The organism is Chromobacterium sphagni (assembly GCF_001855555.1).
Lineage (GTDB): Bacteria > Pseudomonadota > Gammaproteobacteria > Burkholderiales > Chromobacteriaceae > Chromobacterium > Chromobacterium sphagni.
In genome coordinates, this window is sequence record NZ_MKCT01000033.1 from 1 (window position 1) to 14868 (window position 14868).

At 63.8% G+C, this 14868-nt stretch carries 13 protein-coding genes; 5 read left to right on the forward strand and 8 right to left on the reverse strand.

Annotation, left to right across the window (positions count from 1 at the left end):
* Positions 1–82 precede the first annotated feature (82 nt).
* Positions 83–1285 (forward strand): branched-chain amino acid ABC transporter substrate-binding protein, encoded by a 1203-nt coding sequence (locus BI344_RS13790; protein ID WP_071113474.1) that lies wholly within the window; start codon positions 83–85, stop codon positions 1283–1285.
* 79 nt (positions 1286–1364) lie between these two features.
* On the opposite strand, the gene BI344_RS13795 is transcribed toward BI344_RS13790, so the two are convergent.
* From BI344_RS13795 to BI344_RS13805, 3 genes are read right to left on the reverse strand one after another with little or no spacing between them, the layout of a single operon-like run.
* The gene (locus BI344_RS13795) at positions 1365–2180 is read right to left on the reverse strand and encodes a crotonase/enoyl-CoA hydratase family protein (protein ID WP_071113475.1); all 816 of its coding nucleotides are present in this window, start codon (positions 2178–2180) and stop codon (positions 1365–1367) included.
* Complete coding sequence (locus tag BI344_RS13800) at positions 2177–2689, reverse strand: DUF4442 domain-containing protein (RefSeq protein WP_071113476.1); 513 nt, start codon at positions 2687–2689, stop codon at positions 2177–2179. The genes BI344_RS13795 and BI344_RS13800 overlap by 4 nt, the downstream gene beginning before the upstream one ends.
* Before the next feature lie 40 nt (positions 2690–2729).
* The gene (locus BI344_RS13805; protein ID WP_071113477.1) at positions 2730–3314 is read right to left on the reverse strand and encodes a TetR/AcrR family transcriptional regulator; all 585 of its coding nucleotides are present in this window, start codon (positions 3312–3314) and stop codon (positions 2730–2732) included.
* 152 nt (positions 3315–3466) lie between these two features.
* Here BI344_RS13805 and BI344_RS13810 point away from each other — a divergent pair, with 152 nt between their 5' ends.
* Positions 3467–5512 carry a site-specific recombinase gene (locus BI344_RS13810; protein ID WP_095210830.1) on the forward strand — a complete coding sequence of 682 codons (2046 nt, stop codon included), beginning with the start codon at positions 3467–3469 and terminating at the stop codon, positions 5510–5512.
* Between the two features lie 212 nt (positions 5513–5724).
* Positions 5725–6075, forward strand: a complete 351-nt coding sequence (locus tag BI344_RS13815; protein ID WP_071113478.1) for a CZB domain-containing protein — start codon at positions 5725–5727, stop codon at positions 6073–6075.
* An 8-nt stretch (positions 6076–6083) separates the two neighbouring features.
* Here BI344_RS13815 and BI344_RS13820 read toward each other — a convergent pair whose 3' ends face one another.
* From BI344_RS13820 to BI344_RS25355, 4 genes are read right to left on the reverse strand one after another with little or no spacing between them, the layout of a single operon-like run.
* Positions 6084–7694 (reverse strand): GMC family oxidoreductase, encoded by a 1611-nt coding sequence (locus BI344_RS13820; RefSeq protein WP_071113479.1) that lies wholly within the window; start codon positions 7692–7694, stop codon positions 6084–6086.
* Entirely contained in the window at positions 7691–8212 is a 522-nt protein-coding gene (locus BI344_RS13825; protein WP_071113480.1) for a twin-arginine translocation signal domain-containing protein, read from the reverse strand. The genes BI344_RS13820 and BI344_RS13825 overlap by 4 nt, the downstream gene beginning before the upstream one ends.
* Position 8213: 1 nt before the next feature.
* Entirely contained in the window at positions 8214–9260 is a 1047-nt protein-coding gene (locus tag BI344_RS13830; protein WP_241499356.1) for an aldehyde dehydrogenase family protein, read from the reverse strand.
* Positions 9206–9643 carry an aldehyde dehydrogenase family protein gene (locus BI344_RS25355; RefSeq protein ID WP_241499357.1) on the reverse strand — a complete coding sequence of 146 codons (438 nt, stop codon included), beginning with the start codon at positions 9641–9643 and terminating at the stop codon, positions 9206–9208. Before BI344_RS25355 ends, BI344_RS13830 begins: the two co-directional genes overlap by 55 nt.
* Positions 9644–9741: 98 nt before the next feature.
* Here BI344_RS25355 and BI344_RS13835 point away from each other — a divergent pair, with 98 nt between their 5' ends.
* Together BI344_RS13835 and BI344_RS13845 are read left to right on the forward strand one after the other, a co-directional pair.
* Positions 9742–10932, forward strand: coding sequence for a vWA domain-containing protein (locus BI344_RS13835; protein WP_071113481.1), 1191 nt, complete (start codon positions 9742–9744; stop codon positions 10930–10932).
* A 449-nt stretch (positions 10933–11381) separates the two neighbouring features.
* On the forward strand, positions 11382–11861 hold the full coding sequence (locus tag BI344_RS13845) for a hypothetical protein (protein WP_193430986.1): 480 nt from the start codon (positions 11382–11384) through the stop codon (positions 11859–11861).
* A gap of 68 nt (positions 11862–11929) precedes the next feature.
* Here the strand turns inward: BI344_RS13845 and BI344_RS13850 are convergent, their stop codons facing one another.
* On the reverse strand, positions 11930–14848 hold the full coding sequence (locus BI344_RS13850) for a DNA translocase FtsK (RefSeq protein WP_420912613.1): 2919 nt from the start codon (positions 14846–14848) through the stop codon (positions 11930–11932).
* Positions 14849–14868: the final 20 nt, after the last annotated feature.

Sequence of the window (14868 nt, forward strand, 5' to 3'; positions counted from 1 at the left end):
ACTAACAGCCTCTTAATGGTGTTGTTGGTTTACCAAAGAGATCATCTAAAATCTACGCAGATAAGATTCAGGGGAACGCTCAATGAACAAATATGCTCGCCTCAGCCTGATAGCTACCGCCGTCGTCGCCATGACGGCCTGCAGCAAGCAAGAGCAACCGGCCTCGGGACAGGCCTCCTCGGCTCCCGCGCAAGCCGCAGCCGGCGGCGATTCCGCCGTCATCAAGATAGGTCAGGTATCGCCGATGTCCGGTCCGATCTCCCACCTGGGCAAGGACAACGAATACGGCGCCAAGCTGGCGATCGAAGATCTCAACGCCCAGGGCGTGGAAATCGGCGGCAAGAAAGCGAAGTTCGAACTGGTGTCGGAAGACGACCAGGGCGATCCGAAAATCGGCACCCAGGTCGCGCAGCGGCTGGTTGACGCCGGCGTCGCCGGGGTAGTCGGGCACCTGAACTCCGGCACCACCATCCCGGCCTCCAAGATCTACTCCGACGCCGGCATCCCGCAGATTTCGCCGTCCGCCACCAACCCCGACTACACCAAGCAGGGCTTCAAGACCACCTTCCGCGTGATCGCCAACGACGTGCAGCAGGGCAAGGCGCTGGGCGAGTTCGCCGCCGGCGAGCTGAAGGCGAAGAAGATCGCCATCATCGACGACCGCACCGCTTACGGCCAGGGCTTGGCCGACCAGTTCGAAGGCGCCGTGAAGGCCAAGGGCGCGGAAGTGGTGAAACGCGAGTTCACCAACAACACCGCCACCGACTTCAACGCCATCCTCACCTCCATCAAGTCCGCCAAGCCCGATCTGGTGTTCTACGGCGGCATGGACGCGCAGGCAGGCCCGCTGGCCAAACAGATGCAGCGCCTGGGGATCAAGGCCAAACTGATGGGCGGCGACGGCTGGCAAACCCCTGAATTCATCAAACTGGCCGGCGACGCCTCCGATGGCCAATACGCGTCCAGTTGCGGCGTGTCGCGCGACAAGATGCCGGGATTCAAGGCCTTCGACGAGAAGTTCAAGAAGGAATTCAACACCGACGTGCAAATCTACGCGCCGTTCGAATACGACGCCGTGATGGTGCTGGTGGACGCGATGAAACGCGCCAAGTCGGCGGATCCCAAGGTCTATCTGCCGGAAGTCGGCAAGACCGACTACACCGGCGTGACCGGCAAGATCGCGTTCGACGACAAGGGCGACATCAAGAACGGCGCCGTCACCGTGTACCAGGTGAAGAACGGCAAGTGGGAAGTGGTGTCCACCGTGGGCGGCGACGCCAAGTAAGCGCTCCGCCCCCGTCCGCAAATAAAGAGGCGCCTTTGGCGCCTCTTTTTGCTTCCCGCCTCGCGGCGGGCGATCAAGCTCAATCGCGGAAGCTCACTTCCTGCTTCATCATTGCGGCCATGCCGGCCTTCTGGATATCTTCCGAAATCAGCATCGCCGCATTCCAGCCGGCGACAAACTGCAGGCCGTCGGCCACGCTATGGTCGCGGCTGTAGTTGAGCACTTCCTTGCTGCCGCGCACCGCCAGCGGCGATTTGCCGGCGATCAGCCTAGCGCTTTGCAAGGCCGCCGCCAACACGCTCTCGGCATCCGGCAGCACGCGGTTGACCAGGCGCGCCTCCAGCGCCTCTTCAGCCACCATATCGCGGCCGGTCAGCGCCAGCTCGCGCGCCACGCCCTCGCCCACCACCCGCGGCAGACGCTGCAGCGAGCCGACATCCGCCACCATGCCGATGTCCACTTCACGCACGCCGAATACCGCGTCCACCGAAGCGAAACGGAAATCCGCCGCCAGCGCGATATCCAATCCGCCGCCCAGGCAGGCGCCATGGATGGCCGCGATCACCGGTTTGCGGCAGCGCTCCAGGCTGGTCACACAGTCCTGCAGATCAAGAATCAGTCGGCGCAGCTTATCGCGCTTGCGGCCCTCGCACTCGTCGGCGATCGCCGACTGCAGGCCGATCAGCATGGACAAATCTATGCCGGAACAGAAATGCTTGCCGTGGCCGGCGAGCACCACCGCCCGCGCGCCGCTCTCGCCATCCGCCCAGTCCAGCGCGCTGCGCAGGTCCTGCCACATCTGCTGGTTAAACGCATTGGCCTTGTCGGCGCGGTTGAAGCGCAACAGGGCCACCTTGTCGTTCAACTCGACGGTCAGGGTTTGCAGGGAAATCATGCCGCGCTCTCCTCCGGACGTTTCTTGGGAATCCAGGCCCACAGCATCTCGCAGACGATGGGGGATTCGCCGGAGTCGTCGGTGACCAGCACCTCCACCAGCACTTCGCCCTTTTCCTGCTCGTACATCTGCTGGATCTGCTGCGGCGTCAGGCTGGCCACCGCCCGCATATCGCCTTGCGAACGCTTGACGTAGTTCACCTTCATCGACTTGAGCAGCATCAGCTTGTCGTCCGGCATGTTCATGCCGACCACAAAGCCGGTGGAAGTTTCCGCCAACAGCGCCATTGCCGCCGCATGCACGCCGCGAATGTGGTTCTGCACCTTCTTGCGGTTGCGGATGGAGACGGTCAGCCTGTCGTGGCCCACCTCCTCGAAACGCAGCCCGGCGGTGGACAGGAAAGGCACGATCTTGCCGAACATCATCGACAATACTGGCCGGCGGCAAGCCACCGGCAAACGCCCCACCTTGTCGGCGATCCGGCTCATGCTGTTCTTGCGATATTCCATGTTAACCCCTCTATATTGTTCTTCATTGTTCTTTGTGTCGTTATGATTCGATCAGGCCTAGCGTCGCCCTGACCTGCCGCTTGAGCAGCGGCAGCGCGTCGGCATCGATGCGCGCCAGTTGCAAGCCCCCTTGCAGCGCGGAAAACAGCATCATGCCCACCGCCTCCGGCGTGCCGGGATAGGCCATCATTCCGGTCTCGCGCCCCAGGCGGACAATGGCCACCGCCCACTGGCGCATCTCGTCGATGAAGGCCGACGCCTCCTGCTGCATGTCTTCCGGCAGGGTCTGGAATTCGGTGCTGAGTATGCCGCTGGGACAGATCTGCTTGTGCTGCTGGAAATACTGATCCGACAGGCCGAAGTAGCTCTCCAGCCTGCGCGGCGCGTCCCAATCCGCCTGCTGTTCGGTAAAGCGCAGGAAACGGCGGCGGTAACGCTGGATCAGCGCCACCCCCAAATCGTTTTTCTTGGGAAAATGGTAGTGGATGGCCGCATTGCGCACACCCAGCGCGCTGCTGATGTGCTGATAGCTGAAGCCATTGAAACCACGCGTCAACAGCAGCTCCTCGGCCAGGTCGAGTATGCGTTTGCGGGTGTCGTTCTTGCTGTCGGAACCATTATTCATCGAATCACTCTACTTACTGGTTAGTAAGGTGTCAATCGTCTGCCGCCACGCGCCCCGGCGCCAAAGTGCGCCGCCGCCAACCAGGTAAATGCCTTAAAATGGTAGCAATCCTCCCATGTCCGCGCATTCCGGCGCGCCCAACCTGGTAAACCATGACAGAACACGCCACTCCCGACCTGGAGTCTTCTTTGCGCCAGCTCTGCCAAGAGCCCGGCAAGACCGAAACGCTTGCCCTGCTGGTGGCCGCGCTGCGGCCCGGCGACGGCCAGCCCGCCCTGCAATCCACCGTCAACCTGCAAGCGCTGTCCTTCCTGCTGGAACATCACCCCGAATACCGCCAGGCGCTGCGCCAGGCCTTGTGCACCCTGCTGGCGGAAAGCCGACAGATTCCGCTGTACACCGAGGCCGGCATTCTGGCCAACGACGGCTTCGGCACCACGCTGCTGAGAAGGCTGGGCGAAAGGGCGCTGCCTATGCCCTACAATCCGGACTCGCTGCGTGACCGCTTCGGCCTGCTGTTCAACCACAAGCACGATTACCAATGGCTGGCGGCCATTCCCGATGCCACCTGGCACGGACTGTGGCGGGCGATGGCCTGGCCGGAAGGCCCGCAGCAGGACAGCGAGCGCCAAACCCGGCTGCAATTGCTGGAGTCGGTGCAGGTGCTGTCGGCGCGCATCACCGCCATTGGCCTGGAACCGGAGCTGGTGAGGGTGTGCCCTGAGGTGGAGCGCTTCGCCTCGCCCTTCATGCACCTGAGCGCCGAGGTGCAGCGTTATGTCGACAGCTACCGCCAGGCGCTGACGGACGCAAGCACGCCGCCAGAAGACGAAAAACAGGTGCTGGTGCTGCTGGAGCAGTGCGAGGCCATCCTGGGCAAGGTGCGCAAGAACGCCGCGCGCTACGGCATTTCGGTCAGTCTCACCTATCACGGCCTGCGGCTGGCGCAGAGCATAGAACGGCTGCGCGCGCTGCTGGAGCTTCTGTCTCCGGAGCACGACCCGGCCGGACAGCCGCAGCTGTTCCGGCTGCTGGTGGACTTCGCCCGCGCGGAAAACCGCAAGTACAGCCTGCGCGACCTGTTCAAGTCCAACACCGAGCTCCTCGCGCTGCAAGTCACAGAACACGCCGGCCGCCACGGCGAGCACTACATCGCGGAAGACCGCCGCGACTGGTCGCAGATGGGCCGCGCGGCGATGGGCGCCGGGCTGATCGTCGGCTTCATGGCGCTGATCAAACTGATGCTGGCGCGCGGCCATCTGCCGCTGCTGTGGGAGGGCATCGCCTTCGGGCTCAATTACGCGATAGGCTTCATCATTGTGCAGATCCTGCACTTCACCATCGCCACCAAGCAGCCGGCGATGACCGCGGCGCGGCTGGCGGCGGTGCTGCACGAACAGCACGGCCGCAAAAAGCAGCTGGAGCAGTTGGCCGATCTGATCGTCAAAGTGGTGCGCACCCAGTTCGTCGCCATCCTCGGCAACGTGCTGCTGGCCATTCCCACCGCGGGGTTGATCGCCTTCGCCTGGCATGGGTTGTTCGGCTCGCCGGTGGTGGATGCCGCCAAGGCGCAGAAGCTGCTGCACGAGATCGATCCCATTCACAGCCTGGCCCTGCCCCACGCCGCCATCGCCGGAATATTCCTGTTCCTGTCCGGCCTGATTGCCGGCTATTACGACAACAAGGCGGTCTACCGGCGCATTCCTGAGCGCATCGCCAACCACCGCCTGCTGCGCAAGTTGCTGGGCGAAAATCGCGCCTGGCGCCTTGGCAACTACGTCGAGCACAATCTGGGCGCGCTGGCCGGCAACTTCTACTTCGGCATGTTCCTCGGCCTGACCGGCACCGTGGGCACCATACTCGGCCTGCCGCTGGACATCCGCCATATCACCTTCTCATCGGCCAACCTGGCCTTCGCCAGCGTGGCGCTGGACTTCCAGCTGCCGATGGGCACCGTCCTGCTGGCCTGCGCAGGCGTGGCGCTGGTGGGCGTGGTGAATCTGGGCGTCAGCTTCTTCATGGCGCTGTGGGTGGCGCTGCGCTCGCGCAAGCTGTCAGGCTCGCTGCTGCTGCCTCTGATCCCCATTCTGGCCAAGCGCTTCATCCGTCACCCGCTCGGTTTTTTCCTGCCGCCACCGCCACCCGCCGCCCAGACGGAAATCGAAACCGCCCCGCCTGTCGACGGACCCCGCGGCTGACGCCGCGGTGACTTCCCCCATTCCGCGGCGCCCGTTACATTGCGGGGGCCGCGCCTCCCCCGCCTTGCTAAGTGAATTCACTTAGTCTACCTATAAATAATCCTAACAAGACAGTTCACTCAAAGCATTTATTTCGAATGAATATCACTCATTCCTGCTGCAGCACATTCGCTCTCAGGACGCCGTTCCAATTGGATTGGGTTGAGGAAGTCATGGATCTGGAACAAGCCTTGGTCAGGCATACGGAATGGAAAAACCGGTTCAGGGAGGCGATTTTCAGACAAGAGAGCATGGACGCGGACAGCATCGCCCGCGACGATTGCTGCGAGCTGGGAAAATGGCTGCACGGTCCCGGGCTGAGCCGCTTCGGCAACCTCAGCGTGTTCCAGACCTGCCTCAGCCGCCACGCCATGTTCCATCTCGAGGCCGCCAGGATCGCCCGGATGATCAACCAGAAACAATTCCAGCAGGCTGAAGCCGCGCTGGAAGACAGCGCCTACACGGTGGCATCCAGCGCCGTAGTCGTCGCCATCACGCAGCTGCGCCAGCAAACCAAGGGGTAGCGCCGGAGTCAGCCGGGGCGCGCCAACTGGCGGGCCAGCTCGCTGGCGGCGCGCCAGGCGAAAGCGTAGATCGACAGCTGCGGATTGGCGCCGACGCTGGTCGGGAAGATCGAGCCGTCGATGACGCTGAGATTGCGCCACAGCCAGTGCCGGCCAAAGTCGTCCACCACTCCGCGGCTGGGATCGTCGCTCATCGCCATGCCGCCCATCACGTGCGCGCTGACCAATTTAGCCTGCAGCGCCTGCAAGGGCAGGCCTTCTATCATCGCTCGGGCCTGCCGCCAGCTGTCCGCCGGCTCCGCCCGCTCATGCAGCGGCATCACCTGGCTGGCGCCGGCTGCGAATTGCAATTCCGCCATCGCCAGCCAGCTGCGGTACACCCCGTCCCAGACCACGTCGTTCAGCGGATAATCCAGCAAGGGCGAGCCATCGCCGCGCAGACGGACTTCGCCGCCCTGGCTGTCCGGATGAAAACCGTCGCGCAACAAGGCCAAGGTCGCATGCAGATGCGGCAATCCCTTGAGCAGCAAAGCCTGCCGATGGCCAAAGCCGGGAAAGGTGACGCTGGCCAGCAAGGGATGGATGGGCGGCACCTCCAGCTTGAACCCCAACGGCCCGTCCAGCGACTGGGTATGCATGAAATGATCGGAATAGACGGTTTGCGGCGCGCCGTTGAAGGGCTCGATCAGCTCCGGCATCAAAGCCGCGCTTAAGGCGACCGGATGCAGAAAGGTGCGCTTGCCGGTAAGCCCAGCGGAATCGGCCAGGCCGCTGCGCAGCATGATGGCCGGGGAGCCGATCGAGCCGGCGGCCAGCACCACATGGCGCGCGCGCACCGCGAAACGCCGGCCGGTTGCGGAAACGCCGTCCGCGGCCAGCAGGCTGCCATGGACCTGCAATATCCTGCTGCTGGACAGGTCCGCCTGCAACCGCTCCACCTTGGCTCGCGCCAGCAAGCGGGCGCCCTGCGCCAGCGCCTGTGGAATGCAGGTGACCAGCATCGACTGCTTGGCATTGGTCGGACAACCCATGCCGCAATAACCCAGGTTCCAGCAGCCCTTCACATTTCGCCGTATCCGCGCGTGCCTCAGCCCCAAGGCCTGGCAACCGCGCTCCAGCACCAGATTGTTGCCATTGGGTTCCGGCTGCCATGGCGCAATGCCCAATCGGGCCTCCGCCTGCTCGAACCAGGGCCGCATCGCTTCCGGCGTCAGCGCCGCCAGGCCATAGCGCTCCTGCCACCAGCGCAAGGTGTCCGGCGGGGTGCGGAAGCTGCTGGTCCAGTTGACCGTGGTGCCGCCGCCCACCGCGCGGCCCTGCAGAATGGTGATGCCCTTGTCCGCCGTCTGGCGGGCAGCCGAATCTTGATATAGCTCCGAATATGCCTTGGCTTCCAGCATGCGGAAGTCGCTTGAGCTGTACAGGCCGCCCTCCTCAAGGATCAGAACGTCCAGGCCGGCCTGGCTGAGCGTCTCGGCGGTCACCGCGCCGCCGGCACCGCTGCCGATGACGACGACGTCGGCGTCCCAGGCCAAGTCCTGGCCTTGCGCCGCGCCGTCAAACACCTTCCAGCCGGTGACGAGGCCGGCGCGGATGGGATCGGGTATCTTGCCGCTCAAGGCAGCATCTCCGCCACGCCCGGCGGCAATCGATATCCCACAGCCGCCCAACTGGCCGGGTTGCCATACCAGGCGGCGTTGAGCAGCAGGTGCAGGCCCTGATAGGCGCTACGCTGCAAAAGGAAGCGGCTGTTGCGCCAATCCTGCAAAAAGCGCTCCAGTTCCGCTGGCGCGGCCGATGGCCAGGGCGAACGGATGCCGGCCAGCCAGCGGCGCGCCCAGCGGTTGCCCAGCAGGTCGAACAACTGGCGCACCTCCCCGCGCGCCGCCGGCTGCAATCCGGCGACAGCCTTGTCCACCCCCGCCACCACCTGCGCCACAGGCAACCCGGGCAAGCCCAGCAGCACCGGCGCCAGAGCGGCCAGGATCAGCGCATCCTGCGGCCGCAGGCAGCTCAAAGACGGACCCGCAGCGCCGGCGCCGTCCGGTTCGGCCTGCGGGCTTGCCCAATAGCCTGCCAGCAGCAAGGCGGCGCTTCCCAGCGCGCCGGCTTTCAGGAGTTGACGGCGGCTTGGCATGTCAGCGGCGCAACATCAGCTTGAGCAGGAACTCCACCGCGCGGCCATAAGGCGGCCGGGTGAGCCAACTGCCGGAGAGGCGGCTTTGCCGAAGCACCGGCTTGAGCTTGGAAAAGGTCAGGAAGCCTTCCTTCGCATGGTAATGCCCCATGCCCGACGGACCCACGCCGCCAAACGGCAAATCATCCTGAACCACGTGCAGCAAGGTGTCGTTGACGCATACCCCGCCGGACACCGTTTCCTTGAGCACGCGCTCCACCCGCAGAGCGTCGTTGTCGAACAGGTACAGGGCCAGCGGCCTCGGACGGGCGTTGATATAGGCCAGCGCCTCGTCGAACTTGTCGTAGGCCACGACCGGCAGGATGGGTCCGAAGATCTCTTCCTGCATCAACGCGCAGCCCTCCGGGCAACGCTGCACCAGCGTCAGCGGAAACTTGCGGCTGGCGGCCAGATCCTCGTTGGCAGGGTTGATGGCGTCAATCCTGGCGCCGGCCTGTCGCGCGGCCTCCAGCCAGTCCTGCAGCCGCTGGTAGTGCCGGTCGTTGATGATGGCGCTGTAGTCTGGATTGTTCGCCAGCGTCGGATAGGCGCGCGCGGCGGCGGCGCGTATCTCGTCCAGCAGCAGCCCGCAGTCCTTTTCATTGACCAGCACGTAGTCCGGCGCCACGCAGGTCTGCCCGGCGTTCATCAACTTGCCGGCCACGATAGCCTCGGCGCTGCGCCGCAGATCGGCGCCGCGCGCAACCAGAGCCGGCGATTTGCCGCCCAGCTCCAGCGTGACCGGCATCAGGTTTTCCGCCGCGGCGCGCATCACATGGCGGCCCACGGCGGTGGAGCCGGTGAACAACAGATGGTCGAACGGCAAGCGGGTGAAAGCCTGTCCCAACTCAGGCCCTCCATTGACGATGGCCAGCACGTCATGGCCAAAGTATTGCCGCGTCAACCGTTCCAGCAAGGCGCCGGTAGCCGGAGTGTATTCGGACATCTTGACCATCACCCGGTTGCCGGCCGCCAGCGCGGCGACAATCGGACCAAAGGACAGGAACAAGGGATAGTTCCACGGCACCACCACCCCCGCCACCCCAGCGGCTGCGGCAGCACGCTGGCGGCGGCCGGCATGAACCAGAGCGACACCTTGCGCCCCTGCGGCTGCATCCAGCCTCTCAGATGCCGCCGGGCATGGCGTATCGCCTCCAGCGACGGAAACAGCTCGGCCAGCCGGGTTTCCACCGCGCTGCGCTGGCCAAAATCCTGCCGCACGGCGTCAATCAGCGCCTGGCGGTTTTCCTGGATCAGCCGCTCCAGGCTGTCGAGCCACGAGCGGCGCATCTCCAGCGCTGGGTAGGGCGTCGCCCGGGCGATCGATTTGAGCCGGTCGAAAGACTCGATCAGCGAGCTTTCCTCTTGTGCGGGCATTTTGATGGCGTCCATAGTATTATCCTTTTAGTAGTAGCCAAACAAATGTTTAGAGCCTGGGCTCTAGGCAAGATTAGCACCCGCCAATCCCGCTGTCACCTCGCCGGTTCATCATGTTCATCGACTTCTTCTATGCCTTGCGCGCCGCCGGCCTGCCGGTCACCCTGAAAGAATTTCTCACGCTGCTGGAAGCCTTGCGGCTCAATGTCGCCTTTGGCAATCTGGACGATTTCTACTATCTGGCGCGGACCGCGCTGGTCAAGGACGAGAAGTACTTCGACCGCTACGATCAAGTCTTCGGCCAGCATTTCAAAGGCCTGGAAACGGCGCTGCAAGACCTGCAGCGCGCCATTCCGGAAGACTGGTTGCGCAAGCAGGCGGAGAAGCACCTGAGCGACGAGGAAAAGCGGAAACTGCAGGTCATGGGCTGGGACAAGCTGATGGAAACCCTGCGCCAGCGCCTGGAGGAACAGAAGGAGCGCCACCAGGGCGGCAACAAGTGGATAGGCACCGGCGGCACCAGTCCGTTCGGCGCCTTCGGCTACAACCCGGAAGGGATACGGATAGGCCAGCACCAGTCGCGCCATCGCCGCGCGGTGAAAGTCTGGGACCAACGCGAATTCCGCAACTTCGACGACAAGGTGGAGCTGGGCACCCGCAACATCAAGCTGGCGCTACGCCGGCTGCGCGAATTCGCCCGCGACGGCGCCGAGGAAGTGCTGGATCTGGACGCCACCATCGCCGCCACCGCCCGCAAGGCCGGCATGCTGGACCTGAAGATGCGGCGCGAGCTGCACAACAGCGTCAAGGTGCTGGTACTGTTCGATGTCGGCGGCTCGATGGACGACCACATCCGCGCCTGCGAGGAGTTGTTTTCCGCGGCAAAGGCCGAATTCAAGCATCTGGAGTACTTCTATTTCCACAACTGCGTCTATGAGTCGGTATGGAAGGACAACAACCGCCGCCAGAGCCAACGCCTCGACACCTGGGACCTGATCCACACCTTCGGCAACGATTACAAGCTGATCTTCGTCGGCGACGCCAGCATGAGCCCATACGAGATCGCCTTCCCGGGCGGCAGTGTCGAGCACATGAATGAGGAGTCCGGCGAAACCTGGCTTAGGCGTCTGCTCGAGCACTTCAAGCATGCGGTCTGGCTCAACCCTCTGAGCGAAGACTACTGGAACCACACCCAGTCGGTAGGCATGCTGCGGCAGCTGATGGCGCAGCGCATGCACCCGCTGACGCTGGGCGGTTTGGACCAGGCGATGCGCAATTTGAAAAAAACTGCCGCGCGCGCTTGAAAATTTAACGTTGGGACATAACTTTTCCCTTGAGTCCGAGGCAGGTTGTAGCCCAGAATGAAGTCAGAGGCCACAACCCTGATCCGAAACACGCCTCAATCTGTTACGGGGAGTCACACCATGCAAATCCTACTTTTAGCCGCCCTTGCCGTTGCGGTTGTCGCAGTTGCCAAATTGCTGGCTACCCCGGTACAACAGCAGCCCAGGCTGGTGCCGATCCGCATCAGGAGCGGCGAGGCGTCCCGCCGCCGCTGATCACTTGGCAGCACGCAAAAAACGCGCCTTCGGGTGCGTTTTTTATTGCCCGCCGTCCCGTCAATTCATACTTATTAACGCCCAGCAAACAAAACACACAACTATTCCTCAAACCGAAACATAGGGAATATTCCAATTAACTAGAATGACCCCTGCATTAAAACCATTAAACTAAAACTGCAAGGGTGAAACCGATGAAATCCATCTTGATGGCCGCCTGCCTGCTTGGCCTGTCCTTCTCCGCGCTGGCTGACGGCAAGTCCGACTGTCGCGCCGCCGCCGGCAGCTACCTGACCGGCACCGTGGTGAGCGGTCCCAACTTCGCTTCCGGCCAGATGCTCAACGGCGTCGAACTATCCCATACCCACGTTTCCCTGCAATCGGATCAGGATGGCCAGACCTACGACGTAGCAATGGACAACGTCTTCGCCTCCGGTTACGACTCGGCCGGCGAAAACGTCCCCTACCCGCTAAGCAGCATCGAGCCGGGAGACCACCTGCAGCTGTGCGGCCAGCCTTACAGCAGCGGCCTCGGCATCCATTGGGTGCACACCAACTGCGGCGCCAGGCCCACCCGCAAACAGCCCAACGGCTGGGTGAAGAAGGTCAACAGCGACGGCTCGGTCAGCGGCAACTACGAAGCCAACACCGAGTACTGCCAGCTGTGGCCTTAAGCCCCATCAGCTTGGAGCCATGAAAAAAGCGCACCAAACGGTGCGCTTTTTCATTGCGTGGACCAGATCTAAAAATCCCGCTGCGGCACCAGCACGGTGCGGTTGCCGTTGCTTTCCATCGCGCTGACTATGCCGGCGGCTTCCATTTCCTCAATCAGGCGCGCGGCGCGGTTGTAGCCAATCCGCAGATGGCGCTGCACGCCGGAAATGGACGGCTTGCGGGTGCGCAGCACGATCTCCACCGCCTCGTCGTACAGCGGATCGCTCTCGGTCGCGGCCTGCGCCTTGGCGCTGGCAGCGGCAGACTCCTCATCGGCCTCGCTTTCGCCCGTCAGCAGGCCTTCCACATAGTCCGGCTCGCCAAATTGCTTCAGATGCTCCACCACCGCATGCACTTCGTCGTCGGTGACAAAGGCACCGTGCACCCGCTGCGGATAGCCGGTGCCCGGCGGCAGAAACAGCATATCGCCCTGGCCCAGCAGGCTTTCCGCGCCCATCTGGTCCAGGATGGTGCGGCTGTCTATCTTGCTGGACACCTGGAAAGCGATGCGCGTCGGGATGTTGGCCTTGATCAATCCGGTGATCACGTCCACCGACGGCCGCTGGGTAGCCAGGATCAAATGGATGCCGGCGGCGCGGGCCTTCTGCGCCAGGCGGGCGATCAGCTCTTCTATCTTTTTGCCAGCCACCATCATCAGGTCGGCGAACTCGTCCACCACCACCACGATGAAGGGCAGATTGTCCAGCGGTTCCGGGGTTTCCGGCGTCAGGCTGAACGGATTGACCAGGCGCCGGCCGCTGTCGGCCGCGTCGCGCACCTTCTGGTTGTAGCCGGCCAGATTGCGCACACCCAGCGCGCTCATCAGCCGGTAGCGGCGCTCCATCTCGCCGACGCACCAGTTGAGGGCGTTGGCGGCCAGCTTCATATCGGTCACCACCGGCGCCAGCAGGTGAGGAATGTCGTTGTACACCGACAACTCCAGCATCTTGGGGTCGATCATGATGAAGCGCACTTCGTCCGGCGTGGCCTTGTACAACATCGACACGATCATCGCATTGACGCCTACCGACTTGCCGGAGCCGGTGGTGCCGGCCACCAGCAGGTGCGGCGCCTTGGCCAGGTCCATGGTCACCGGCTGGCCGGTGATGTCCTTGCCCAGCACCAGCGTCAGCCGCGACTCAGGCTGCTGGAACACCTCGGCGGCGAGAATCTCCGACAGCCGTATCATCTGCCGGCGCGGATTGGGCAGCTCCAGGCCCATGCAGGTCTTGCCGGGTATGGTTTCCACCACCCGGATCGATGCCAGGCCCAGCGCGCGAGACAGATCCTTCATCAGGTTGACCACCTGATTGCCGCGCACGCCCACCGCCGGCTCCACCTCGTAGCGGGTGATCACCGGGCCGGCGTAGGCATCCACCACGCTGACCTTGACCTTGAATTCCCCCAGCTTCTCCTCGATGACGATGCCACGCTCAAGCAATTCGTCCTGGCTGCAGACCTCCTCGAACGCGTCGGCGGGACGCAGCAGATCCAAGCCCGGCAGAATGGAATCGTCGTAACTGGGACGTTCCGCCCTGGCCTGTTCCGGCGGCAGCGGCGTGGCCAGGACCGCGGCGATCTGCCGTTCCATCTGGATGTCCTCTCCCGCAGGGATAGTCTCCGAGGCGGAGACCGGAGGCGGCTCGTCCTCCGGCTCGTCTATCAACACCCAGGGCAAGGGATTGGCGGCCAATTTGTCGGTGGTGGCGGCCAGCGACGGCGCAACCGGCGCTTCGCTCTGCAACACAGTCTGCTGCACGATGGCGGGCTTGGCGTTTTCCTGCTGCACCAACACTTCGCGGGTCTGCGGCCAGCGCCAGGGCGTGCGCGCGGCTTGTGGCGGCTCGGCCTCGGCGGCGGTTTCAGACGCCAGCTCCGGCTGCGCCTCGGCTGCCGCAGCCATGACCTCGGGCTCGGCGTCCACAGCCGGCTCGGACTCCAGATCGATGTCAACCTGCGCCTCAAGAGCGTTCTCAGCCTCGGCATGCTCGATCGCCGGCCATGGCTGATCAGCCTGCGGCGCAATCGCGGGCAACGGCTCAACCGTGGCCACTGCAACCGGGATCGGCTCCAAAGCCACAGGCGGCTCGACGCCTTCCGCCACGGCGGATTCAGCCGACCGAATCACTTCTTGAGCGACCGCGCCATCGGCAGGCGCGGTGGGAACAACAGCCGGTCTTGGCGGCGGCTCTTGCTCCAGTCGCATGGACGCGATCACCGGCCGGGGTTCCATGACAGGCTTGCCGGCCATGATAGGACTGGATCTGGCAATCGGTGCCAGCTCCACCCTGGGCAACGGCGGCGGCGCGACGGACGCCGAACGGCGGTGGGCGTGCAGACTGGCGACTTTTGCCCGCACCTCATGGCTGCCGATCACCGGCAGATCGCCGTCGCCGCCGGCAGGCAACTCTACGCCGCGCACGCGCTGGCGGCGGCGAAAGTCCTTCTGCAGATTGCTTTGCATTTCCGACAAGCCGATCACTGGCAAGTCCTCGCCCTCCGCCCGCGACGGCGGCTGGCGCGTTTTCTTGCGGTATTCGCGCGACAATTCCAGCTTGGGCAGCTCGGCCGGCTCGTCGCGCCTCGCCAGTTCCGGACGTTTGGCCAGGATGATGGTTTCCCGCGGCGCCGGCGGGATGGGCGGGACCTGCGCCGCAAGACGGCGCGGCAAGCGAATCTCGGGGACGATCGGCGCGGTTTCGGGCTGCGCGGTTTCCTGGAAAACCGGCTTGCTCGCCGCCATGGCAGGCGGCTCCGCTTGTTCGGCAGGCGCGGCCTCGGATGCGGAAGGCTCCTCCACCTTTTCGGCGAAATAATCCGGCTCGTAACGCTCGGACCTGCCCTCCACCCCCAGCAGGCTGTCCAGCTTTTGCGTCAACAACGGCAGCGATATCCGGCCGCTCTTCATCAGCCAACCGACCACGGCCAGCGGCATCAACAGAAACACTACAACCCACACAATCAAAA

What these genes read in the sequence shown, in the direction of transcription:
- BI344_RS13795 (WP_071113475.1), bottom strand. Translation starts at nt 2,180, where the DNA reads ATGATTTCCCTGCAAACCCTGACCGTCGAGTTGAACGACAAGGTGGCC.
- BI344_RS13810 (WP_095210830.1), top strand. Translation starts at nt 3,467, where the DNA reads ATGACAGAACACGCCACTCCCGACCTGGAGTCTTCTTTGCGCCAGCTC.
- BI344_RS13805 (WP_071113477.1), bottom strand. Translation starts at nt 3,314, where the DNA reads ATGAATAATGGTTCCGACAGCAAGAACGACACCCGCAAACGCATACTC.
- BI344_RS13835 (WP_071113481.1), top strand. Translation starts at nt 9,742, where the DNA reads ATGTTCATCGACTTCTTCTATGCCTTGCGCGCCGCCGGCCTGCCGGTC.
- BI344_RS25355 (WP_241499357.1), bottom strand. Translation starts at nt 9,643, where the DNA reads ATGGACGCCATCAAAATGCCCGCACAAGAGGAAAGCTCGCTGATCGAG.
- BI344_RS13815 (WP_071113478.1), top strand. Translation starts at nt 5,725, where the DNA reads ATGGATCTGGAACAAGCCTTGGTCAGGCATACGGAATGGAAAAACCGG.
- BI344_RS13825 (WP_071113480.1), bottom strand. Translation starts at nt 8,212, where the DNA reads ATGCCAAGCCGCCGTCAACTCCTGAAAGCCGGCGCGCTGGGAAGCGCC.
- BI344_RS13790 (WP_071113474.1), top strand. Translation starts at nt 83, where the DNA reads ATGAACAAATATGCTCGCCTCAGCCTGATAGCTACCGCCGTCGTCGCC.
- BI344_RS13800 (WP_071113476.1), bottom strand. Translation starts at nt 2,689, where the DNA reads ATGGAATATCGCAAGAACAGCATGAGCCGGATCGCCGACAAGGTGGGG.
- BI344_RS13845 (WP_193430986.1), top strand. Translation starts at nt 11,382, where the DNA reads ATGAAATCCATCTTGATGGCCGCCTGCCTGCTTGGCCTGTCCTTCTCC.